We start from the raw sequence: 24,514 nt of genomic DNA on the forward strand, positions 1-24,514 counted from the left end.
ACGTAACGACTTCTTTTTTGTCTTTTACGCTGCCGTTAGTATTGGCTGTTTTATAAGCTGGCAATATTATGGTTTTTGGGCCGGATTGCCCATTGGTTTAGGTATTTTTGCCTACGGTGTCGCCTATTTTATGGTTCACGATATTTTTATACACCAACGGTTCAAACTTTTTCGGAATGCCAATAATTGGTATGCAAAAGGAATACGTAGAGCACATAAAATGCACCATAAACATTTAGGTAAGGAAGATGGAGAATGTTTTGGTATGCTTTTTCCTCCCTTGCGCTTTTTTAAAAAAAAGTAGTACATGAACAACCTTTATTTATGGCTCGTTTTGGGCTCTTTTAGCATTCCTTTTTTATTTAGTTTTCATCCTCGACTCCAATTTTATAAAAAATGGCGTTCCTTTTTCCCAGCTGTTGCCATCATGATGGTTATTTTTATACCATGGGATAGTATATTTACTGCCAATGGTTTTTGGGGATTTAACGACGCCTACATAACTGGTACTCGCATTTTTCATCTTCCCATAGAAGAATGGCTGTTTTTTATTTGTATTCCCTACGCTTGTATATTTACACATTATGCGCTGCAGGAATTATTTCCAAAATTTTCTTTTTCTGAAAAATTCACTTCTATATTTTATGTATTACTAGCTAGTACTTTAATAATTTTATTATGGTATTATTATGATCATTGGTATACACTTATAAACTTTATCTACGCCCTCATTTTATTAGGTTTGGTTTATAATTATCGAAAAAAGTGGTTGATGGATTTTTTACCTACCTATTTTATCATCTTTATTCCTTTTTTTCTAGTAAACGGAATTTTAACTGGTACCGGGATTGAAGACCAAGTAGTTTGGTATAATAATGCTGAAAATATGGGACTTCGCCTCTTAACCATTCCAATTGAAGATACTATTTACAACTTAGGAATGCTATTGACTGTTTTTGTTTGTACTGAATTATTTGAAAAACATTACAACAAAGCATAACTTTACAAAATATCTTTCAACCTACATTATGAGCAAAAGCAACTATACCGAAGATGATAAAAAATTTATGCAACGCGCCATTGCCTTAGCCGAAAAAGGAATGGATGCAAACGCAGGCGGACCTTTTGGCGCTGTGGTTGTAAGAGATGGTAAAATTATTGCCGAAGGTCACAACAACGTTACTTCTACAAACGATCCTACTGCTCACGCCGAAGTGGTGGCCATTAGAAAAGCGTGTGAAAAATTAGATAGCTTTCAGTTAACAGATTGCATTCTTTATACCTCATGTGAACCTTGCCCCATGTGTTTGGGTGCAATCTATTGGGCTCGCCCTAAAAAAGTGTTCTACGCTTGTAATAGAGAGGATGCAGCTGAGATTAATTTTGACGACCAATTTATCTATGATGAAATTGATAAGGAAATAGAGAATCGAGAGATAGACTTCGTCTGTATGCTTCGGAATGAAGCTGTTAAGGTGTTTGATAAATGGGCTGATAAAAACGACAAAAAAGTTTATTAAAAATTAATTATCCAGCAATCCATCAATAATTTCCTTGGTCTTTTTGCTATCCCAATCGGCCGCGCCAGTCTCTTTTATAACAATTTCTCCTTCTTTTGAGATAAGATAGGTCGTTGGTAGCGTTTGTGAAAATAAAATTTCGGGAGCTTTTGTTTGTTGAATATATACCGGAAATGTATACCCTTTCTTATCCATAAATCGCTGTACAACTTCTGGCTCTTCTGAAGTGACCAAGTAGAAATCAACCCGCTCCCCATATTCATCATACAGATTTTGAAGCGATGGCATTTCAGCAATACAGGGCGGGCACCACGTGGCCCAAAAATTTAATAAAACAACCTTTCCTTCTGAGATAGAAAAATCAACACGTTCCTTTCCCAACGAGCTTAGACTCCAAGTATAATCTTTAAGCTGTTCCCTTTCGTCAGCATCGGTTTCCGAAGGACTAAACGAAATCAATCGCTGCACAAAAACTTGAATAGGCGTTCTGGTTTGGGGTATTATCAACAAAGCAAGTACGATTAGGAAAAGTATATTCCCTTTATTTTTCTTTAAAAAACTTCTCAATTTATCTTAAAATTTTGTTAATATTCGCATTTTGTCTATATTTTATGCGCTTAATCGTTACTTTAGATTTACTATTGTATAACAAACTTAATACCATTTTAAAGATGAACATTAGATATCTTTTAATTTTACTACTTACTTTACCACTTTCGGCACAAGTTGGTATAAATACTACTTCACCTAATGCAGCTTTAGACGTTAATGGTGATATGATTATAAGAACAGTAGATAATGAAATTGACGAATCTATTTTCGCTACTTCAATCTTGGTAACTTCTACTGACGGATTAATAAAAAAAATATCATCAAAACAAGTCTTTGAAAGTAATTTGAAAACAACTATAAAGGGAAATTTTTCAGGTTCTAGCACGAATATAAATATAAGTCTAGGTTCAAATTATGCGATACTCCCTTTTGACAATTTAAATTTTGATACTAATAATGAATTTGACACTTCAACACATACGTATACTGCTAAACAAGATGGTATATATGAAGTGTATGCTCAGATAAACTCCTCTGGCGGATTAGCAATTTCAACTAATTATGGTATTCAAATTCTTAAAGGAACCGAAGTTATTGCACAGGAAAACTTTGCCAATATTAATATTTCTGTATTAATTCTAGATATTAATATAACACCTCCTATTAGGAGTGTTCAAACCTTAGTACAACTTTCTGAAGGAGAAACGATACAGTTTCGACTTTTTACTAATCTACTTAGTGTTAATTTACTTCGTTCAAAATCTGATAGCTATTTCACTATTAAGCAGATACGATAATTTTTTGTTAGCTTCCCAATAAAAAACTCCTTTTGTAATTGAACAAAAGGAGTTTTCTTATTTACTAAATTATTGGTTACGATGCATTCTGCTTTTTAATCAAGTTAAGAGCAGAACCTTCACGATACCATTTTATTTGGGCATCATTATAGGTATGGTTTGCTTTTATCGTGTCTTTGCTTCCGTCTGTATGTACTATTTCTATAGTTAATGGTTTATTAGGTGCAAAGTCTGCAATGTCAACAAAGTTAAACGTATCATCCTCTTGTATTAGATCATAGTCTGCTTCATTGGCAAACGTCAATCCTAACATACCTTGTTTCTTCAGGTTTGTTTCATGAATACGTGCAAACGATTTAACCAATACAGCAGCAACTCCTAAAAAGCGTGGCTCCATAGCCGCGTGCTCACGAGAAGAACCTTCTCCATAATTGTGATCACCCACTACAATCGTTTTAATCCCTTTTTCTTTGTATTCACGTTGTACGTCTGGCACACCGCCATACTCACCATCAATTTGGTTTTTAACAAAGTTTGTCTTTTTGTTATAGGCGTTTATAGCACCAATTAAACAATTGTTTGAAATATTATCTAAGTGACCTCTGTAGCGTAACCACGGTCCTGCCATCGAAATATGGTCGGTAGTACATTTCCCGAATGCCTTAATTAACAACTTCATCCCTTGCATTTCAGAATCTTGAATAGGCTCAAAAGGTGTTAACAATTGAAGACGCTCACTATCTTTAGCAACTTTTATTTCTACACCGCTTCCATCTTTTCTAGGCTCTACATATCCATTTTCTTCTACTTCAAAACCTTCAGGTGGTAATTCAATTCCTCTTGGCTCATCCAATTTTACTTCTTGTCCTTCTTCGTTTACCAAGGTGTCGTTCATTGGGTCAAAATCTAGACGTCCTGAAATAGCGATTGCAGCAACCATTTCTGGCGAACCTACAAAAGCGTGTGTATTTGGATTACCATCGGCACGTTTTGAGAAGTTTCGGTTAAACGAGTGTACAATTGTATTTTTTTCTTCGCCTTTGCGATCACTACGATCCCACTGACCAATACAAGGACCACAAGCATTTGTAAATACAGTGGCTCCAAGATTTTCAAAAACATTTAAAAGTCCGTCACGCTCAGCTGTAAACCTAATTTGTTCACTACCTGGGTTAATACCGAAATCACTCTTCGGTTTTAGTTTTTTATCAATAGCCTGTTGTGCAATGGAAGCCGCTCGTGTTAAATCTTCATACGAAGAGTTTGTACACGACCCGATTAATCCCCAATCTACTTTTATAGGCCAATCGTTTTTCTTTGCTTTTTCTCCTAACTCACCTACTGGCGTCGCTAAATCTGGAGTAAAAGGTCCGTTTAAATGTGGACGTAATTCAGAAAGGTTAATTTCTATTACTTCGTCAAAATACTGCTCAGGGTTTGCATATACTTCGTCATCTCCTGTCAAATGCTCTCTTACTTTGTTTGCTTCATCAGCAATATCCTCACGTTCGGTTGCTCTAAGGAAACGCTCCATAGAGTCATCATAGCCAAATGTAGAAGTCGTAGCGCCTATTTCAGCACCCATATTACAAATAGTTCCTTTTCCAGTACAAGACAAGTTTTTAGCACCAGGTCCAAAATACTCAACAATAGCACCTGTTCCTCCTTTTACGGTAAGAATACCAGCTACTTTAAGAATTACATCTTTTGAAGCTGTCCAACCATTTAATTCGCCTGTAAGTTTTACTCCTATTAACTTCGGAAATTTAAGCTCCCAAGGCATTCCGGCCATCACATCTACCGCATCGGCACCTCCAACACCAATAGCTATCATACCTAATCCACCGGCATTTACTGTATGTGAATCGGTACCAATCATCATTCCTCCTGGGAATGCATAATTTTCCAATACTACTTGGTGAATAATTCCTGCTCCAGGTTTCCAGAAACCAATTCCATACTTGTTGGAAACAGACTCTAAAAAGTCAAAAACCTCGTGACTGCTTTTGTTGGCACTTATTAAATCTTTTTCAGCACCTTGTTTTGCTTGTATCAAGTGATCACAATGTACTGTTGTAGGTACAGCAACTTTATCTTTCCCTGCTTGCATGAATTGAAGCAATGCCATCTGTGCTGTTGCATCTTGACATGCAATACGGTCTGGTGAAAACTCAACGTAGTCTTTTCCACGCTCAAATTTTTCGGAAGGTTTACCGTCCCAAAGGTGGCTGTATAATATTTTTTCAGAAAGAGTTAAAGGTTTCCCGACAATTTCACGCGCTTTATCTACACGTTCTGCCATTTGGGAATACACCTTTTTTATCATGTCAATGTCAAATGCCATAGTTTTATTTTTTTGATTTTTTGAAGTCTTGCGAAATTACAAAATTTCATTATAATTTAAAAATGTTTAACGAACCGCGTTAAACACTGCTTATTTTACAAAGAATTATGGTTTTTGGTATAAATATTTATCAATTACGTAATTTTTGATATACAAAATTATGAATTTGTAAATGCTTTGGTTTTGAAGTAATTTAAAAGCAGAAAAATTGTACTAAAAAAGTTTGATTCTAAATAAGGGGAAAAGGGCGGTTTTGGGTTATTGGGTTATAGGAGTTTGGTTTTCTGGCTAACATTAATATTCCAAAGGCACTTTTCTTGGATAGCGAACACGGATGATATAAATAGCTTCTTTTTCTATTTGATAGGATATTCTGTACGTATGCTTTCCATAAGCCCTGATATCTCCTTTATTATTTTTTCTTAGCGCATCTAATTTATAAATCACAGGATTGGTTGCTAATACGGAAGCAGATTCGTAGATTTCTGTAATAATTCTTGTTGTCGTCTCAATCGATTTAAGATTGCTCTAACAACTCTAAAAAAGCTTGGATCAATTCAGCATCGGCTTGATGCGTCCAAATTACTGTTCTCTCCATTGTTTAATACGTTCTCCTACTTCTTTATGTGTATAAAACTCTCCTCTTTCTATTTGTTCGATAGATACATCTAGTTCTTTATTGTACTGCTCAATGCTTATACGTTCTGAGAATACTTTTTTGTTGTATTTCAACATATTTTTAATTGCTTCAATAAACGTAGGGTCTTTTACATTATCCAATTCCCGGTGTATCCATTTTAAATCTGCCTATAAACCCATAGCTACTGTGTTTTAATTATAACAAATATACAATTTTTGTCTTAAGAGTTACATGCTCCAGAAGGATTTACAAACACAGCTCGCATAAAAAAGTAGTAGTTTAAGATATTACCGTCAATTAAACTTCCAATCATAAATTTCCATCTTTATTATCGTATCTAAATTTTCACGTTGTAAACGGATTTTTAAATTTCCTCTGGTTTTTGTCAAAGAATCCCCAATTTTGATAAACTCGAAAAGCCCTCCATTTTCGTGATCAAAGAGAATGGTTTGTTGATTTTCTTCTTTTTTGACAACAACTTTATGATAGTTATGTTGTTCTGTATCAATAAATTTGTTGACAACTATGCCTTTATAATCATCTTCTTTGTAAAAGTCAGACGCTTTTTTGTCGGTCATCTCCAGAACTTTATTGTAAAACAAAAAGATGATAAGCAATACGGCTGAAAGTAATATCAAAAATAAAATAAATATATATACTTTTTTCATAACACCTATTTTTTAGATTTTTCCCTTGAGACAAATGTTCTTGTAACTTATTGATATTCAATTATCAAGATTATTTTTTTGTTAATAAACACCAGTTCGAGATATTACCAATAATCCCTTTATCGTCTTTTATTATACTTTTTCATAATTTCAAATAGAGTATCGCAATAAAATGATCCCTCTGGTATATAGCCACGGTTTTCTTTTCTTAAAACATCTACATAACCTCTTGCAGGTTTTTTAGGTTCTTTTATTTTCCCTGTTGAAATTAAAAATTTTCTTTTGTTTTGCGTTACCTTAAAATCAAAAAAAGAGTCAGAATAATTCGTTGGTATAAATTCTATGTAATCATTTTTTGAATGTTTACTAATAGCCTGAAATATTTCTTTTATAACCAAGCTATCCGTAATTGTAAAGAAAGTGTTTTTAGATTCATATTCGTTATAAGACTTAACCGTTAAAGAATCGTTCATTAATTCAGTGTCATCGAATAAGAAGTGTTTTTGCTCATTTTTAGTATGGCAACTTGTAAAAATAAATACTACTATAATCAACCAATGTTTTATTTACTTGTTCGGTTTAGCTATTAATTTTAAAGTCTTACCAAGCTAATAAAAATCACTTCTTATACATCAATATCAGCTTAACGATGGCAATAATAGAAGCTACTACTTCAATGAGTGAACCTATGGCGATAAAAATAGTGGCATCGATAAAACCTAGATCCCAATGGAGCATGGTAACAATAGCGCCAAAAGTAATCAAGACCATCCCTATTACAAATAAAACAATAGGAAGTGTAAACTTTTTAAGGTCCATTAAAACAGGCTTGTAATGATTTTTTCGATGGTCAACCCTTCAGCTTCGGCTTTGTAGTTTTTAATCAAGCGGTGGCGTAGAATTCCGATTGCTACTTTTTGAACATCTTCAATGTCTGGAGAAAACTTTCCGTGCAATGCCGCATTGGCTTTTGCTGCCAAAATCAGGTTTTGCGAAGCTCGTGGTCCTGCACCCCAATCAATATAATTTTTCACCAATTCTGGCGCTGCTTGACTGTCAGGACGTGTTTTTCCAACAAGCGTCACCGCATATTCAATAACATTATCGGCAACAGGTATTTTTCGAATAAGCTGTTGATACTCGATAATCTCTTCCGCAGTAAACAACGAATTAACTTCATTTTGAACTCCAGCAGTAGTCGCTTTAACCACCTCTACTTCTTCAGAAAAAGAAGGATAGTCCAAATTTACAGCAAACATAAAACGGTCTAACTGTGCTTCGGGCAATGGGTAGGTTCCCTCCTGTTCGATTGGGTTTTGGGTAGCCAAAACAAAATAAGGTAAATCCAGTTTATAATGTTGTCCTGCAATGGTTACCGCTCGTTCCTGCATCGCTTCTAGCAAAGCTGCTTGGGTTTTGGGCGGCGTACGGTTTATTTCATCGGCCAAAATGATATTGGCGAAAATGGGACCTTTTATAAATTTAAAATTTCGGTCTTTATCTAATATTTCAGAACCTAAAATATCACTCGGCATTAAATCTGGCGTAAATTGAATACGCTTAAATTGTAATCCTAAAGTTTGTGCAACGGTGTTAACCAACAGTGTTTTTGCCAGTCCAGGAACTCCAATCAATAACGCGTGACCTCCTGAAAAAACAGACAGTAATACTTGTTCTACCACTTCGTCTTGCCCAACGATTACCTTGCTTATTTCGGTGCGTAATGCGTTGTACTTAGATACGAGTTGTTTTACTGCTGCTACGTCTGACATGTTGGTCTAGTTATTTATTCGTTTGGTTTATTGCTTACTACTCACTGAAACTACTTCTTCAGCCAATTGCTTGCAAATTCACAATCTTCATAATCTTCGTTTACCTTAACGTAGGTTTCGTCAATTTTTTCATTTTGCCATTTTTCAATGGTTTTTACTTGCTTTTGCTTTAGAGCTAACTCCTTGATTTTTTCGTAATCTTTTGAAAAATTTGCGGTGTGTTCTTCATACCGACGAGTTATAGTAAGAAATTTAAATTTGGTTTTTCCAGTTCGACCTCTATCTGAATATACTTTTGAAATTTCATTAGCTTTTAAGTTGTACACTTGGGCACTTAAAGCTGGATCCATTTTAGTCAATTCAAAACGAGTGTCACTTGATACAGGGTTTACCAATTGTCCTCCACTAAAACGAGTTTCTTTTTCATCGGAATATTTCATAGCAGCGTCAGCGAATGAAAGCTCCCCATTTACCACTTTGGTACGTACACTATCAATTTTAGCTTTTGCTTTATCTACGGTCGCACTTGAGACATCTGGCAACCTTAGGATATGACGTACATCTAGTTCTTGACCTTTAACTTTATCTACCATTAAAATGTGAAAACCAAATTCTGTTTCAAAAGGTTCACTCACTTCACCTTCTTGAAGAGAGAAAGCGGTATCAATAAATTCTTTGGCAAGGGGCGAATTCTTTTTAATTCCTTTATACAACCCTCCTTTTGAACTCGATCCTGGGTCTTTTGAATATAGAACGGCCTTGGTTGCAAAACTGGCCCCATTTTCTACAATATCTCGCCGAATTTCATTAAGCCTGTTAATTACATCTTGTTTGGCTTTTTCGGTGATTTCAGGTTCTATTACAATTTGTGCTACTTCTACTTCGGCACCAAAAACAGGCCTGTCTTCTTCTGGGATAGAAAAGAAAAACTCTCGAACTTCTTCTGGAGTTACTTCAACATCTTCGATAATTTTACGTTGCATTTCTTGAGCTAAGGCAATGGTTTTATTAACCTCAAATAACTCACTTCGCAATTGCCCCATATTATCTTTTCGGTAGTATTCCACTACTTTTTCTTCACTACCCAACTCACTAATCATATAGTCCATTTGCTGAGTAATCTGGTCGTTAATTTGTGCATCGGCAACCACTACACTATCAACTTTGGCGTGATGAGCGTATAGCTTATCTTCCATTAACTTACCTACCAGTTCGCAACGGGTTATATCTTTTATATCAAGTCCTTGTTGTTGCATCTCTAGATAGCCTTTATCAATATCACTATCTAAAATAACATACTCGCCTACAACAGAGCTTACTCCTTCTGCCTTAAATCGTTTAAAAGGTTTTAAGGAATCAGCTTTTTTTGTTGTTACTTTTATTGAGTCTTCAGCTTTGCCTTTTGCAACACCTGTACTGTCCACAGTAACCACTTCTTGTGCTATTGCAAAATTTGCTAATAACAAGAATATTGTCGTCAATACATTAACGCTTTTCATACGTTTCAAAGTTTTTATTTTTAAGTGCATCTTTTGTTATATCTTTTTCTAATTTTTTTATTAACTCTAGCTTTCTTTTGTTTAATATAATTTGTTCTATTGTTGGAGAAACATAAGAAAGTGGGGCTACATCGTTTGTTTTAAGAACGTCTTCAATTTTGACCAAATATACCCCTAATGAATCTTGTACTTGCGTGAAATTTGATTTTTTTAACAATTCAGACTCCTTATCTTTAAGAGCCGGAAATGTTTGCAGTAAAGCATCTTTTTTCACCCAAGTAGAATCATTGAAATTATAGTTTGTAAATTGTATGCTTCTATCTTCCAAATCTTTTCTATCCTCGGCTGTAAATCTTCTAAATTTTTCAGCAACACTATTGGAGTTTGTAAAATCTTTTGAAAGTACAATGTAACGAACTTTTATAAGCTCATCGTTCAATATAAAATTATCCTTATTTTGGGTATAAAAGTTTGTCAATTCATTTTCAGTGATAGTGCTATCCAATTGTTGTGCCACTATTGCATTTTTATAAGCTTCAGCATATAGCTCATTTTTATAATCGTTGACTAACTCTTGGTAATTATCCAAGTTTTCTTGAGATAAGTTTATTTTTGCTTGATCTATTAGCAATTGTTGTGTCGCCCAACGATTAATAAAATTATTTACTAATACTGTACTATCTTCTAGTGATGCATTATCAGGCAGTATACTTTTTATATCTTCTTGATACAAATAGCTCTTGTTAACACGAGCAATAGGGGTTTGCTCGGTATCCTTTTTAAAATAATCGCAAGATACCGCAATCAATAATAATAGAAGTATTCCTATTTTCTTCATTAACCCTGTAATGCTTCTTTAACTTTATTTAATGCCTTTTTCTTAACGATCACATTATATTTTTTATGAAGACTTTCTATCCATTTTGTTTCAAGATAGTTTTGATAATCGCTCAAAACACTTCCCTTTGCCTTGTCTAGAGGCTTAATACCAGCAGGAAGAACAGCACTCACATTAATTACTATATATGAGTCGTTTTGGTGGTATATATCTGACACTCCTTTTTTCCCTTTGAAATCTTTTGGCAACTCGCGTTCCTCTTTTTCAAAAATACCTGTGGTAAGGATTACATTTACTGTATTGTCTTTATTTAATTGGGTTTTTATTTCTTCACCTGTTTTTCCTTTTTTGAAAAGCTTAGAAGCTTCTTGGGCTGTTTTTTCATTGGTTGCTGAAATGATCTCCGCCTCATACCGTTTGTCCCATTTATAATCGTTTTTATGATTATTATAGAATTTCTGAAGTCCTACGGAATCACCTTTGGCTTTGTTCCAAACATTTCTCTCCATGAGATCGAAAATTAACAACCCATCCCGATACTCGCTTATTACCGTTGCATATTGTTCATTCTCATCCTCCAATCTATAACGAAAGTAATCTTTCAATGCTTGGGTTTCAAACTCATCATACATATCGTTAATAATCTTATACTTAGTTTTTGAAAGCTGCATTCTACGTTGGCGTTCACTTATATATTCAGCAAAATCGCTATACATCACATCTCTTTCTCCAATAGTAAAAAGTACTTTATCATGCGATGTACTTAAAGTATCGTATTTCCACTTTCTATTTGTCACACTATCAGTTACAAATTCATTAAAAAATTTGCTGTAGTCGTTATTTTGAGAAAATCCGTATTTTTCTTTTATCTTATTATTAACGGCATGACTCACTATTTTTGAGCGGCTCCCCTCTTTAACGCGTTTTTCAAGATATTCTTTTTCATCTTCAAAGGTTGGTTTGTCTTGTATTGTGTCTAACCGAATTATGTGCCAGCCAAACTCACTTTTTATTGGTTCTGAAACATCGCCTAGATTTTTTAACTTATATGCCTCTTCTTCAAAAGCTTTAGACTTTAAATCCCCCTTTGCAAATGGAGTTAAATCTCCTCCTTTTACAGCAGAGTTTTTATCGTCTGAGTATTGCTTCGCTAAATCTTCAAAAGACTTTCCCTGTTGTAGCATAGCATAAACTTCGTTAATGCGCTCTTCAGGATCGAAAGTTCGAGTTCCAGCATTATCTGAAATCATAATGTGTGAAACACCTCTTTTTGGTTCACGCTCATGACGATCTACCACTTTTATAATATGATAGCCATACTGTGTGCGAATAATATTTGAAATCTCACCTTTTTTTGTATTGTATGCCCCCGTTTCAAATGGATAAACCATAGAAAAGACTGAAAAATAACCTAACTTACCTGCAGTTTCTTTAGCGCCAGGCTCCTCAGAATATTGTTTTGCTAATGTTGAAAAATCTTCGCCATTAACTGCTTTTACGCGAACTTCCTCTATTTTATTATAAGCTTTCAAAGTGTCTTGCGGTACAGCATCATACCCAACGAGTATTAAGATATGGTCTGCGCTAATCATTTCTTTTCCGCGTTCGTAAGCTTCGCGAGCTAGATCTTCAGTCACTTTGTTTTCAAAAATATAATTCCTAGAAAGTTGTTCTTGATATTTTCTAAATTCATTTTTATACGAACGTGTTTCGTCCAGGTTTTGGGCATAAGCTTCGGCAGCTTTCAACTTATAATCAATAAAAAGGTCTAAATAACCATCCACGCTTTTTTGCGATTCGTCCTGCACCAAGTCTAAATTTTTGTTATAAACCCGTTCAAATTCCGAAATATAAACAGGAGATCCATCAATGGTCAACAAAACCTCTTTTTTGTCTTGACCTAAAACAATGGCTGAAACCATTACCATCAAAAACAACACTATGGAATTTTTATTCATTTGTACAGTTATTTTAGTTTATTTTTTATGAAGTGTCGCAAAAGTATAAAAAAGTACTGTTAAACAAGCATGGACATGAAACGTTTTTACAAAACCCTATAGTGTATATATTTTGTTTAAATTTTGTGAAAATTGCGTACTTTAGTATTAATTATTAAAGATTATGAACTATACTGTTGAAGTTATAATTAATCTTCCCCGTGAAGTGGTTATCGAAAAAATGGATAATCCCTACAACCTAAAACATTGGCAAAAAGGATTTATACGCTATGAAGTACTTGAAGGAACGCTAGGCCAAGAAGGAGCTAAAATGAAATTAGAATACAAAATGGGAAAACGGGATATGACATTGATCGAAACTATTTTAAATCGAAATTTTCCACACGAATTTCACGCTACTTATGACGCTAAGGGCGTACATAATATTCAAAAAAATTATTTTGAAGAAATAGATAAGAACCATACTAAATGGATATCGGAAAGTGAGTTCCAATTTTCAGGCTTCGGAATGAAGCTAATGAGTTGGCTTATGCCAGGTGCTTTTAAAAAACAATCTAAAAAATACATGCAGGACTTTAAAAATTTTGCTGAAAAAGATATTTCAGTAGCTACATTAAAATAATGGAACAAGTTAAATTAATATGGGACTTTCGAGGACCGAATGCTTTAAAAATCGCAGAACATCACGTTATACATCTTAAAGAATTTACTACCGCTGAATCTTTGGAGAGCTCCACTTGCGATACGGAACAAATAAGCCCAATGCATTGCACGGCTTTTTTAATAACTCCCAAAGACAACATGAGGTTTATACGAGAACGTTTAAAACCAAATAGAGGACAACTTTATAATCCTTAATTGTAAAACAATACAAGAGTTGTAACACTGTTTTCTTTTTAAAGTCATTAAGGAGAATTTATGTAGTTTTGCGCCAAATAAAATAAAACCATGAAATATTTAAACATTATTTTTCTTTTTATCTGTATTACAGGTTTTTCACAAACAAAAGTTGGAACCATTAATGTAGATTATATTGTTTCACTAATGCCTGAATTAGAAGATGTTAAAAAAGACGTAGAAGCGTATAGCAAAACACTTGATGCTGATCTTCAAAAGAAAGTTACAGACTATAAAGCTAAAATTGAAGCTTATAAAGCGGGGGAAGCCTCCTTTACCGATGTACAAAAACAAACTAAGCAACAAGAATTAGCAGATGCAGAAAACGATATTGCTAAGTTTCAACAAAACGGTAATAAACTTATTGGTATTAAGCGCGATGATAAAATGCGTCCGGTTTATAACAAAGTAGGACAAGCTTTAGATAAAGTTGCCAAGGCAGGCAAATATACCCAAGTATTAACTGCAGATGCGTCGCTTGTGTATTTTGAAGACGAATATGACCTTACACTAGATGTACTTAAAGAATTAGGCATTACTATCCCTGAAAACGGAGAATAAGTTTTCATGCCCTACAAATAAAGGAAGCACTAAATTACCTTGAGTAATTTGGTGCTTCTTTAGTTATGGTTACATCGTGAGGATGGCTTTCATGAATACCTGAAGATGTGATTTTAATGAACTTCCCATTTTCTTTTAAACCTTCAATAGAACTAGCACCGCAATACCCCATACCAGCACGTAATCCGCCTATAAACTGTGTCATGCTTTCTACTAATTCACCTTTGTATGGTACACGACCAACAATCCCTTCTGGTACTAATTTTTTAATATCATCTTCCACATCTTGGAAATACCGGTCTTTAGAGCCTTTTTTCATGGCTTCTACACTACCCATTCCGCGATACGATTTAAATTTTCGTCCTTCGTAAATGATTGTTTCCCCTGGAGACTCTTTTGTTCCCGCTAATAAAGAACCTAACATTACACAGTCTGCTCCAGCTGCTAGTGCTTTAGGAATATCACCGGTATATCGAATACCACCATCTGCAATTACAGGAACGCCGCTTCCTTTTAGTGCTTCAGCAACTTCTAATACAGCTGAAAACTGTGGAAAGCCAACACCTGCAACAACTCGCGTAGTACAAATTGAACCTGGACCTATTCCCACTTTTACTGCATCGGCACCCGCATCGGCCAAATACTTAGCAGCTTCAGGAGTTGCTATATTACCTACAACTACATCTAATTCTGGAAATTTCTTTTTCACTTCTTTTAAAACCATCACCACACCTTTAGTATGCCCGTGAGCTGTATCTATAATTACAGCGTCAACTTGTGCATTTACCAAAGCTTCAGCGCGTTCAACAGCATCTGCGGTAACTCCTAAAGCAGCAGCCACACGTAGCCGTCCATATTGATCTTTATTGGCTGTTGGTTTTTGGGTTAACTTGGTTATATCTCTAAATGTTATTAATCCTAACAAAGTACCGTCGTCTTCAACAACGGGTAGTTTTTCAATTTTGTTTTCTTGAAGAATAATCTCTGCTTCTTTTAAAGATGTTCCTTTTGCTACAGTAACTAAATTTTCAGAAGTCATTACTTCTTCTAACCTACGTTCGTAGTTTTTTTCAAAACGAAGATCTCTATTGGTAACAATTCCTATAAGTTTCCCTTCATCATCAGTAATTGGAATACCCCCAATACTGTATTCTTTCATAGTGGCTTGAGCATCGGCTACCGTAGCGCTCTTTTTTAGGGTTACCGGATCTAGAATCATTCCGCTTTCAGCACGTTTTACTTTACGCACTTCAGCAGCTTGTTGCTCGATAGTCATATTTTTATGTAAGACGCCAATTCCACCTTCGCGTGCTATGGCAATTGCCATGGCGCTTTCGGTAACAGTATCCATTGCTGCGGAAACAATAGGGACGTTTAATGTAATATTTCGAGAAAATTTAGTTTCGATAGAAACTTCTCTTGGAAGCACTTCTGAATACGCTGGTACTAAAAGTACATCGTCATACGTAAGGCCTTCTCCAAGAATTTTGTTGTCGTGTGCGGTCATTGCAATTAAATTTTTATTCCGAAAGAAACCGGAAATTAGTTACCGTTTAATTGCGTGCAAATGTACAATTAAATGTTGACTTCAACGAAGTAATAAAAAGGTTTATTTTAATTCAATCTAAAAACAAAATATACCTAATACTACTATTTAAATTGTTTCTAAAACAATACCGCTGTACTTTTAAGTAACTTAAAAAGAAAACACTATGGCAATTAGACTAGCACATAACTGTATAAACTGTGATAACTTAATGGAAGGCGATGTTTGTTCTGTTCACAAAGTAATGGTAAACACTCATTATACTTGCGATAATTTTGAAATGAAAGCAAAACTGAATGACGAGCGAAATTGTGTAACGTGCTCAAGATACGAGGAAAGCGATTGCGCTAATCCTGATAAAGCCGCACCTGGAATGTTGTGTGCTGCGTGGGCACCGCAACAGGTAAATGCATAACAAAACTAAATTATATTTAATGACCAATACCTTTAAAAACTTTTTTGGAGGTATTGATTATTAAAGTTTTATTTGTAATCCGGCGTACCAAGTTCTTGGTTGACTAGGAATAATACCTGGTCCAGGATACCCAGTTGCCCTTCTTACAAAATAACTGTTATCTAACACATTATTGATTCCCGTTTCAAATTGAAACATTTTATATTTGTAGGATAATGATAGGTCTAATATATCGTACGCCGGAATTTCCCCAATGATACCACTTTGACTTTCAAAATCACGTTCGCTATTTGTTGCATCAGTAAATTGTTTGCTTAAATAGGTGTATTGAAGACTTCCTAAAAAGTTTTTATATCCAAAATTTAAACCTGTTTTAAAGTTTATTGCTGGAATGAATTCCACTTCATTGCCTTTTACATTAGTCTGCTCAGACTTTGTATATTCTGAATGAGTTAAAGCTAAATTTGAAAACAGATTTAATTTTATATTTTTTTCTTCAGAATAAAATGTATTCCAAATATTCCAATCAATAAATGTTTCGATACCATAGGTAATGGCGTCTCCAATATTTCCACGAAACCGCTCTTGTTCAATATCACTTACTTCTCGAAGAATTACTCCTAACCTATCATTATAACCTAAGAAAAACGCTCCTAAATCATAGGACACAAACTTTTGGAATCTACCGCGAATTCCAACATCGGCTGTAAAACCCTCTTCATCAGTAATATTAGGATCTACTGTTAATGAAGGATTAGTAATACGAATGTCGTTAAAGGTGACCGAACGGTAGTTTTGACTTATATTTCCATACAACTCAACACTTTTAAAAGGCTTATAACTCAAGCCAACTCCCAGAAGAACAAAAGATCGATCAAAAGTTCTATTATCTGGTATCGTTTCATTTAAAATTGGATTTCCAGCATTATCAAGGTTTATATTTTTGTATGCACCTACACTTTCAGTTTTAATATATTCAAATCGAAAACCGGGTGTTACAGAAAACGTTTCAGAAAGATTAAAAATATTTTCTCCAAATAAAGCCAAGTTTAAGTTCGGAAACTCAAAATCACTTTGGCGCTCATAATTTGGAAATTCATTTTCAGCAAAGCTGAAGTTAGCATCACTGCCATTGGTCCCCGGACCTTGTTTACTGGTATTTTTAGATTGATAGTACTTTCCTCCTATTAAGAATACATTTTCGGTATTAAAAAGGTCATAATGGGTTAATAAACGAGCTTCGGCGCCCCAATTATTGAAGTTTCCTACTATTAATTCTCTTGGCTCCGTAAGATCATCTTGTTGTGAAACCCGATTTTGACGAAACCCCACCGATTTGCGGGAAGCATCTAATGCAAAAAGGTTTAAGCTAAAATCCGTCTTTTCTGAAAAAGTATGTTCCAACATCAACGAGTACAATTTCCAGTCCACTTCAAACCAGTTTCGGGTTCGATTACTGAACGTGGGGTCTTCTTCAAATTGCGTATCTGTCAATCCTCCAGGCTGTTGCGCTATGTAATATAAGTAACTAAATTCTCCAGTAAGCTTAGTTTTATCGGTAAGTTGATAATCCAAATGCGCATACCCATTATAAGAGTCAAACTGAGAGTTTGGTCTGAAATCGTTTCCTTTTTTGTAGTTAAAATAGGTATAATACCCAAATTTACCTACCTGCCCGCTTAAACTATTAAAACTATTGAAAAGATCGTAAGAGCCGACGGTTTGTCTAGAAACTAGTTCTATTTTTTTATTTCGGTTGGGCTGTTTTAGTTTAAAATTAATTAACCCTCCAAACTGTGTTCCGTATTGTAAAGAAGCCGCTCCTCGCACTACTTGAATTTCTCGTAATGCTTCGGCTGGTGGTGTGTAGTAACTTTCTGGATACCCTAAAACGTCTGCTGAAATATCATATCCATTTTGTCGAGTATTGAAGTTTGCCGTTCGGTTAGGATCTAACCCACGTCCACCAATATTTAATTGCAGTCCCCCGTCATTATTTTCATATATATTCAGCCCCACCACTTGCGAATAGATTTGACGCGCATTCCCCGTTGCGAGGTTAGCTGTTAAGTTGTCTACTTGAATCACTTCACTCTTTTTTCCGGCATAGATAGCAGTACCTTCAACAGGGCGTAATTGTTTTAAAGCAAAAACCCTATCTCTTTGCTTTTTTATAACAACTTCAGAAAGGGTTTCTCCTAAAGGTTCTAATTGAAAAGTAAGGTTTGTATCTTCAGAAACTTCTACCGTTTGTTCCAATAATTGATATTCGTAAGTGAACACGACAAAATAATACGTGCCTTCCGGTACATTATTAAATTGAAATGTTCCATTCTCATCTGTGTTGGTTTCGTTTCCTGTACTAGAAATAAATATTTCAGCATTGGGGATAACTGCATTATCTGCAGTAGTCACTTTTCCTGAAACAGTATATTGTGCGCCAACTGTTAGGGTTGTTAATAAAGCGACGAACGCAACAAGTGTTGTTTTAAAATTATAATCCTTTAATATCATCGTTAAATTCTAAAATCCAAGGTTTGTGTTTAAATGATTCTTTTTGTTGTAATAAATCGACTGTAGGGTCAATAAACGGCTGACTTAACCGTCCGTTAAGAGCTACATAACTTTCTACATACACTTCTAGGTTTTTATGACCTTGCGATGCAAAATGATTTCCTAAAAAGTGTGCATATTCTAAAATGAAATCCGGCTGAAAACTCATTTGTTTTTCTTGAAATGTGTTTAAAAAGTCACTATTATCAACATGAAATTGTTTTCCGGTAACACTATCTTTAACTTTAAATTGAGCGTAACCAGCTTTCTCCATTAACATAACACGCCAAGAAAAGCGATAGCCTTCTTCGGTCCAAAACAATTCGTCGGGATACGCTAAATAGCGCCATGGAATAATTAATTGCAGCACCAATAAAGTGGCGACTATAGCTTTTGAAGCATTCATTCTTTTCTTAAAAAATACCTTTTTAATCTTGTTATCTATTTCAGCTTTATTAATCTTAAAGATTTTTGATACAACCTGAAGTATTTTATGATGAACCGAAGCGTCAAAAAAGATTAATGCGCTCACAATCATAATAAATGGAAACATCCCAATAGGAAATAATACGCGCGTAAGCACGTGGAAAATGATAACCAAAATAAAAGCAAACCAACGTGTACGTTTATATAACAATAAAAATGGTATTGCTAAATCGTATAGAGCGCCGCTCCAACTAAAAGCATAATGCACCCATTCTTGTTGCATAAAATTTCCGAGGAAAGGAATATCATATTTTGATGGTAGCCAAATTTTTAATGGCATTGCTTTTAGCAACCAATCACTGTTTAATTTTGCCAATCCAGCATAAAAATATACAATGACGAGCATTACTTTTATTGAATCAACTGTCCAATTTGGAATGTAGAAAGAAGATTTTTTAAGGTTTTTGGCATCAAATGAAAAATAACTGTTAGCCGGTAAAAAAATCATTAAAAAACTTACACAACTAATAAAATAATAATGGTTTAGATAGGTGGTTTTATCCATCAACTCTATATACGTAAAACTTAAAAAGAAAGCTATAATAGCCATTCTATACTTAAAGCCTACAGCCACCATCAAGGCCGAAAACGCACAAATAGCAAATAAAATATAAGTATAATTACCAAGTGGTTGTACCCACTCAAAACCGTAATATGAAAAATGAAATTTAGGGGTTATGTATAATTTTTCAATCCATCCATTTGACCAAAACCGGATGATACTCACAAACATCATCACACCAAAAAAAACACGAAAGACCGCTAGAGGTGCGGCCTGTGTTTGTTTCGTGAAATATGTTTTTATTATTGTGTTCATTCACTAATCGCCATCGGCGTCTACGTAATCAACACTAATATCCATTGCTTGCAGCATATCTACTTTCATTAAAATCACATTTCGCTGCAATTCGTTGTAAGCAGTAAGCATTTTTGTATTATCATTTTCTATTTGAAGTGCGAAGTCATTATTTAATCCCTCTAAGTTACTTGTAGCAGTTTCAAACTGAGAAGTTATTAAAGCACCTAGATTTTCTCCGTTTTTAATAGTGTTTAAAAACGCTAAATAGGTTTTAAAACTTTCTCCTGTAGAAGAAGCTCCAAATTTCTTTCCTTCAAAAAAGTTTTGAGTTGCCTGTAAGGCTTCTAATGCTAATATTTTTGAAATGTCTTTTTTATAAAAAGCTTCTACTTTTTCAGGAAGCGGATCATTAGAGAAAACTCCAGCCGGAATTCCAATTTTTCCTGCTCTAAGTGCTTTTTCGTAATAGAAAACATAATCGTTTGCTAGTTTATCTACCGAACCTGATGCAGAAGAACTTGTGTTGTCAACAAACGTATCTCGGTAGCCGTTATTCCAGTCACTTAAGACTGTTTCGGTTAAGGTTGAAATAGTTTCGGCTAATGTATTTAAATACACTTTATAATCTTCAGCGTTTTCATTAATAGTGTAAAAAGCAACTATTTCTTCATCTGAAGAAGCTAAACCATTTATTAAATAATCTATTGCTGGAAATCCTTGCGCATCGATAGTAGAAGGCAATGATAAATCATAGGTTCCGGTAGCGATTAAATCATCAATTTCTGAAGCATTGGTAGGATATACATTTATTCGGTTACGATAATTTAAAGCTTCAGCTTTGCCGATTTCAAACATAGAAACATGTTGAAAAGCCACGTAAGCCTCTTCCCAAGTTTCGCGCAATTGCTGTAGTGTTCCAATTGTAGGGTTTTCAGTAAAAGTAGTCGTAGCTGTAACTAAGCTATTTGTTTCCGTATTAAAAGCAGTATAAGAAGGCACAATAATATTATCGGCCCAATTAACTAATAAAGCTTGACGGTCAAAGTTATCATTGTTTTCTTCTTCTGTTGCTGTGCTATCATCGCTAGAACACGCCACTAAAAGGAGAATAAAGCTTAGGGTAAATAACGCTCTTTTAATCATCTTTTTCTTTTTCATTTTTCGGTTTGCAAAAGTAGCAAAAACAATCGGCTTAATTTATAAACCGATTGTTTTGCTTTAAATAACCTTTTAGTTTGCAGCTTGTTCTACAGTAAAATCAAAAGCCATTGCAATTGTTTCTGAAATACTATCTAAAGTTTCAGGAGTTACATCCCAAAAACCATTTCCTTCTAGTAATTGAGTTTTAAAAGTTTCTAATTCAGAAGAAGAAACGTATGGCGCTCCTGTATTTGGGTTATTCGTAAAACGAAGGCTGTACATAAAACCATACCCTTCAGAAAGGTCGTGAAAAGCTGCGCCCATATTATTCTCTGCTATTGCTTGCTTTCCAGCTTGTAAATAGTAAACCGCACGCACTGCAATGATGGTCGAAATCCCTTCTTTAATCATAGTAACCTGCTCATCTCTTAATTCATAATCACCTGCTACTATTGCAGCACGACCTGTTTTAAAAGCTTCAAAAATATTTTGAGCTATCCCCGCAAAGTCTTCATCATTATTAACAACCCCTAAATAATTAAACAATAAATGGTCGTCACTTACCCCTAAAGCACTATTTGGGTCCGCAGTTGGAATGGAAGGATCTCCATAAAGGTATCCATAAGCTTCATCCCATTTATGCTCCATAGTTGTATAATTATTATCACCATCAAGCATTAAATTATCATTATCCTCTCTATTGGAAGCTTCATCTAATACAGCAGTTGATAGATAATTATTTAACATTTGATCTGCCAATAAAGCACCCATTATTCCTTTAGCAAAAGCTTGGTTTAATTCCAATCCTTTACCAGTAACATACCTTGCGGAAGAGCCATCGGCAATTTGACCTGCAACACCTGCTGTAGCTGCAGCATTTTCATTAGGAAATACTTCATTTACTTGTTGAGAAATAAAAGATTCAAAGTCGGCTTTTATTTCTGCACTTTCTGCAACGTTTGCTGAAAAATAATCTACTGAAGCTGCTGTTTTGCTTTTTATATTTTTTCCTGATGTATTCAATTCTGAATTATCAAAATCGTTAGCACCTTCTACGTGAGCAAACATGTTTAAAAGAGATTCTTCGGTTGCTGAATCAAAATCTTTAAAAGAACCTATTAACTCTGCTGTCATCTGTAAGCGAGTGGTTTGGCCAGAATACTGAACTGTGGTTTCTCCTCCTCGTTCAAAGACATAATTTGTAGGAACTTCGATATCTTGTTGAACATCACCAGCTTCATCATCAGATGAACAGGAAGCCAATACAAGACTCATAATAATTGTGGGGTAAAATAATCTTTTCATTAAACTCTATTTAGACTTGTTATAAATAATTGGTTTTTCGAAATGCAAATATAAATGAGAGAAAGCATCCCAACAACTTTATTTAGATTAAATTTAAATAAAAGCTTATAAGTTTTATTGAAAAAATAGAAATTAACTACTTAGAGGAAACCTGTAATTGGCTTTTATATTGAAGGCGGACTAGTGCTGCCCATTGTAGAATCAAATTTTGCTCTGTTTCGGTTAAATTACCATGAACCCAAGTGTATTCATTTAAAGGCATTTCTCCCTCTTCAACCATCTCAATCAATTCTTCCATTTTATGGTCTTTTTTCTTGATAGAATACGAATCCCAAACAGAAACATTGAAATGGCCTTTTCCATGTTCAATATGCTCATCTAACCAAAAGGAAAATGGAGCTATTTCAGAATACCAAGGATATTGAGTTTGATTACTATGGCAATCGTAACAGTTTTCTTTTAATAATAAAGCTACCTCAGCAGAAGGCTTTGTTTCTTTTTCAAAAAAGATCACACTCTCATAGCCATCATTGTTCTTTTCTGGACGGACAAATTGAATGATTACTAGAGCCACTAATAATACAATAAGAATGTACTTTACTATTTTCATAGGCTATAAAAATTAAGCCGTAAAACTAAGAATTTCTTTATAATATTCGCAAAATATTCAAAATTAAGTGGTTAAATAGATTTTAAATAGCTGATTAATGATTTTCTGATATCGAAAGCCAGTTCATTTTCCTCTGGCTCGTATATTTTTACAACACCTCCATTGTTTTCGGTTAAAAACGGAATGTCTAACCCTTTTAAAAGAAAATCACTTAATGCAATTGTATATGTTTTTTTGTAATTAATAGTTTTTCCTCCTATTAACCAATCTCCTGATGTGTTTTGTGAAATTTTATAGCGTTGAAGATAAGCTCCGTTTCCACGTTGTGATTTTCCGTAGTCTAACACTTCTTTTAGTAACTCACCTTTCATATCTACTTTTAAAACGCTGCCTCCAAAAGGCAAGACTCTAAAAACATCCACACTAGTTAAACTACCAGAAAGCATATCGTCCACTCGAAAAGAGCCTCCATTAACCAATGCTGCATCTACTTTATAATTATATGCAAAGGCCATAGATTCTGTTACTTTATCACCTAAATTGGTTTGTATACTTCTGTTTGCACTATCTGTTCCGTCTAAGGGCGTCTTTGGCCTGTAAATAACTTCATTGGTGTTAGATACTACTTTTGAAAGTTCTGTATCCAATACTTCATTCCATTTTTTAACTAACCTATCTACATTAGACTGTAACGGCACTTTCTCATCTAAATACATAATCTTAGAGTTTACATATAATACTTGTGTACGAAGATTATAAACTAATGTATGTATGTACATGGAAATAGCATTGGCGTCCGCTTTAGCAATAACTGTATTACCTTCTCTTTCTAAATTACTTACGTGCTCATGACCACCCATTATCAATGGAATTCCTGGTAATTCTTTAGCTAATTCATGGTCTTGGTCTATCGTTAAATGGGTTAACCCTATTACAAAATCTACTTTTGGATACACCAAATCGTGAGCCCGCTTAGCTTGCTTATAAATATTACCATAATGGACGTATTCTTTAGGGTTTGAATCTAAGGTCAAACCAATAAAACCAAATCGTACTTCATTCCCTAAAGAGTCTTTTACAAAAAGGGTTTTATAGTCTGAAATAGGCTCTTTTCCCATTTCTAATTTTGTTTCAAAAGGGCGTTTTGTGCCATCTGGTGTCACATGGAGTACATTTGAAGAAACCCAAGGGAATGTAGACTCATCAAGACGTTTTTGTAATTCTTCTTCGGTAAGATCAAATTCATGATTCCCAAAAGTCACCAAATCAAAGTCCATAGCATTCATTACTTCAACCATTTGCTTACCCTTAATTGGTTCTCCATCTTTTTTTAAATTACCCAGCAAGGATGGATTTAAAAAATCTCCCGCCATAAATAAAAAAGTATTTGGATTTCGCTCTTTAATAGAATCTCGAACATAAGCAACACGAGCCATACCGCCGTATTTACCACCTTGCAATGGTGCTATCTCATAAACATCATTAATCTGTAAGAACTTAATGGTCACAATTCCTTTTCCGAAGAAAGGCTCTTCCTGTATAGGCTCTAAAATATTGCAGCCAACCAATAAGAAAAATGCAAAAAAAGGCATTACTAGTAATCGTTTTTTCATG

General features: G+C 34.6%; 24 protein-coding genes. 7 read left to right on the plus strand and 17 right to left on the minus strand.

The features are described 5' to 3' along the window. The 3 genes from AACZ92_RS09020 to AACZ92_RS09030 all read left to right on the plus strand — a co-directional run. A partial coding sequence (locus AACZ92_RS09020) for a beta-carotene hydroxylase (protein ID WP_339700027.1) occupies window positions 1-304 on the plus strand: 304 nt, incomplete at its 5' end. A 3-nt stretch (window positions 305-307) separates the two neighbouring features. Next, window positions 308-1,000, plus strand: a complete 693-nt coding sequence (locus AACZ92_RS09025; RefSeq protein ID WP_339700029.1) for a lycopene cyclase domain-containing protein — start codon at window positions 308-310, stop codon at window positions 998-1,000. Between the two features lie 28 nt (window positions 1,001-1,028). Continuing rightward, on the plus strand, window positions 1,029-1,520 hold the full coding sequence (locus AACZ92_RS09030) for a nucleoside deaminase (RefSeq protein WP_339700031.1): 492 nt from the start codon (window positions 1,029-1,031) through the stop codon (window positions 1,518-1,520). Window positions 1,521-1,523: 3 nt separating this feature from the next. Here the strand turns inward: AACZ92_RS09030 and AACZ92_RS09035 are convergent, their stop codons facing one another. Further along, complete coding sequence (locus AACZ92_RS09035) at window positions 1,524-2,030, minus strand: TlpA disulfide reductase family protein (protein WP_339700034.1); 507 nt, start codon at window positions 2,028-2,030, stop codon at window positions 1,524-1,526. A gap of 161 nt (window positions 2,031-2,191) precedes the next feature. Here AACZ92_RS09035 and AACZ92_RS09040 point away from each other — a divergent pair, with 161 nt between their 5' ends. After that, a complete protein-coding gene (locus AACZ92_RS09040) occupies window positions 2,192-2,869 on the plus strand; it encodes a hypothetical protein (RefSeq protein ID WP_339700036.1) in 678 nt (225 codons plus the stop codon). 76 nt (window positions 2,870-2,945) lie between these two features. Here AACZ92_RS09040 and AACZ92_RS09045 read toward each other — a convergent pair whose 3' ends face one another. The 9 genes from AACZ92_RS09045 to AACZ92_RS09085 form a co-directional block, all read right to left on the minus strand. Continuing rightward, window positions 2,946-5,213, minus strand: a complete 2,268-nt coding sequence (locus AACZ92_RS09045; RefSeq protein ID WP_339700039.1) for an aconitate hydratase — start codon at window positions 5,211-5,213, stop codon at window positions 2,946-2,948. A 582-nt stretch (window positions 5,214-5,795) separates the two neighbouring features. Beyond that, window positions 5,796-5,993, minus strand: coding sequence for a hypothetical protein (locus tag AACZ92_RS09050; protein WP_339700042.1), 198 nt, complete (start codon window positions 5,991-5,993; stop codon window positions 5,796-5,798). Between the two features lie 153 nt (window positions 5,994-6,146). Beyond that, entirely contained in the window at window positions 6,147-6,521 is a 375-nt protein-coding gene (locus AACZ92_RS09055) for a hypothetical protein (protein ID WP_339700045.1), read from the minus strand. A 119-nt stretch (window positions 6,522-6,640) separates the two neighbouring features. Beyond that, window positions 6,641-6,994, minus strand: a complete 354-nt coding sequence (locus AACZ92_RS09060; RefSeq protein ID WP_339700047.1) for a hypothetical protein — start codon at window positions 6,992-6,994, stop codon at window positions 6,641-6,643. A gap of 145 nt (window positions 6,995-7,139) precedes the next feature. Further along, window positions 7,140-7,340: a hypothetical protein gene (locus AACZ92_RS09065; protein ID WP_339700049.1), complete on the minus strand. Its 201-nt coding sequence runs from the start codon at window positions 7,338-7,340 to the stop codon at window positions 7,140-7,142. Continuing rightward, entirely contained in the window at window positions 7,340-8,293 is a 954-nt protein-coding gene (locus AACZ92_RS09070; RefSeq protein WP_339700051.1) for a MoxR family ATPase, read from the minus strand. Before AACZ92_RS09070 ends, AACZ92_RS09065 begins: the two co-directional genes overlap by 1 nt. 50 nt (window positions 8,294-8,343) lie before the next feature. Next, window positions 8,344-9,792 (minus strand): peptidylprolyl isomerase, encoded by a 1,449-nt coding sequence (locus AACZ92_RS09075; protein WP_339700054.1) that lies wholly within the window; start codon window positions 9,790-9,792, stop codon window positions 8,344-8,346. Beyond that, window positions 9,779-10,630: a peptidyl-prolyl cis-trans isomerase gene (locus AACZ92_RS09080; RefSeq protein WP_339700057.1), complete on the minus strand. Its 852-nt coding sequence runs from the start codon at window positions 10,628-10,630 to the stop codon at window positions 9,779-9,781. The genes AACZ92_RS09075 and AACZ92_RS09080 overlap by 14 nt, the downstream gene beginning before the upstream one ends. Next, window positions 10,630-12,588, minus strand: coding sequence for a peptidylprolyl isomerase (locus AACZ92_RS09085; protein WP_339700060.1), 1,959 nt, complete (start codon window positions 12,586-12,588; stop codon window positions 10,630-10,632). The genes AACZ92_RS09080 and AACZ92_RS09085 overlap by 1 nt, the downstream gene beginning before the upstream one ends. 163 nt (window positions 12,589-12,751) lie before the next feature. Between AACZ92_RS09085 and AACZ92_RS09090 the strand changes: the two genes are divergently transcribed. Beyond that, window positions 12,752-13,210 carry an SRPBCC family protein gene (locus tag AACZ92_RS09090; RefSeq protein ID WP_339700063.1) on the plus strand — a complete coding sequence of 153 codons (459 nt, stop codon included), beginning with the start codon at window positions 12,752-12,754 and terminating at the stop codon, window positions 13,208-13,210. Between the two features lie 326 nt (window positions 13,211-13,536). Further along, complete coding sequence (locus AACZ92_RS09095) at window positions 13,537-14,046, plus strand: OmpH family outer membrane protein (protein WP_339700066.1); 510 nt, start codon at window positions 13,537-13,539, stop codon at window positions 14,044-14,046. A 34-nt stretch (window positions 14,047-14,080) separates the two neighbouring features. Here the strand turns inward: AACZ92_RS09095 and guaB are convergent, their stop codons facing one another. After that, complete coding sequence (guaB, locus tag AACZ92_RS09100; protein ID WP_339700069.1) at window positions 14,081-15,553, minus strand: IMP dehydrogenase; 1,473 nt, start codon at window positions 15,551-15,553, stop codon at window positions 14,081-14,083. A gap of 205 nt (window positions 15,554-15,758) precedes the next feature. Here guaB and AACZ92_RS09105 point away from each other — a divergent pair, with 205 nt between their 5' ends. After that, entirely contained in the window at window positions 15,759-16,007 is a 249-nt protein-coding gene (locus tag AACZ92_RS09105; protein WP_339700072.1) for a hypothetical protein, read from the plus strand. A 60-nt stretch (window positions 16,008-16,067) separates the two neighbouring features. Here the strand turns inward: AACZ92_RS09105 and AACZ92_RS09110 are convergent, their stop codons facing one another. The 6 genes from AACZ92_RS09110 to AACZ92_RS09135 form a co-directional block, all read right to left on the minus strand. Beyond that, window positions 16,068-18,521: a TonB-dependent receptor gene (locus AACZ92_RS09110; RefSeq protein ID WP_339700074.1), complete on the minus strand. Its 2,454-nt coding sequence runs from the start codon at window positions 18,519-18,521 to the stop codon at window positions 16,068-16,070. Then, window positions 18,502-19,863, minus strand: coding sequence for an HTTM domain-containing protein (locus AACZ92_RS09115; RefSeq protein ID WP_339700076.1), 1,362 nt, complete (start codon window positions 19,861-19,863; stop codon window positions 18,502-18,504). The genes AACZ92_RS09110 and AACZ92_RS09115 overlap by 20 nt, the downstream gene beginning before the upstream one ends. Window positions 19,864-19,866: 3 nt before the next feature. Continuing rightward, window positions 19,867-21,003, minus strand: coding sequence for an imelysin family protein (locus AACZ92_RS09120; RefSeq protein ID WP_339700078.1), 1,137 nt, complete (start codon window positions 21,001-21,003; stop codon window positions 19,867-19,869). 72 nt (window positions 21,004-21,075) lie between these two features. Further along, window positions 21,076-22,290, minus strand: a complete 1,215-nt coding sequence (locus tag AACZ92_RS09125) for a DUF4856 domain-containing protein (protein WP_339700081.1) — start codon at window positions 22,288-22,290, stop codon at window positions 21,076-21,078. Between the two features lie 136 nt (window positions 22,291-22,426). Continuing rightward, window positions 22,427-22,900 carry a heme-binding domain-containing protein gene (locus AACZ92_RS09130; protein WP_339700084.1) on the minus strand — a complete coding sequence of 158 codons (474 nt, stop codon included), beginning with the start codon at window positions 22,898-22,900 and terminating at the stop codon, window positions 22,427-22,429. A gap of 71 nt (window positions 22,901-22,971) precedes the next feature. After that, entirely contained in the window at window positions 22,972-24,513 is a 1,542-nt protein-coding gene (locus AACZ92_RS09135; RefSeq protein ID WP_339700087.1) for a bifunctional metallophosphatase/5'-nucleotidase, read from the minus strand. Window position 24,514 lies beyond the last annotated feature (1 nt).

Origin of the sequence: uncultured Marixanthomonas sp., from assembly GCF_963974425.1 — a bacterium.
Lineage (GTDB): Bacteria > Bacteroidota > Bacteroidia > Flavobacteriales > Flavobacteriaceae > Marixanthomonas.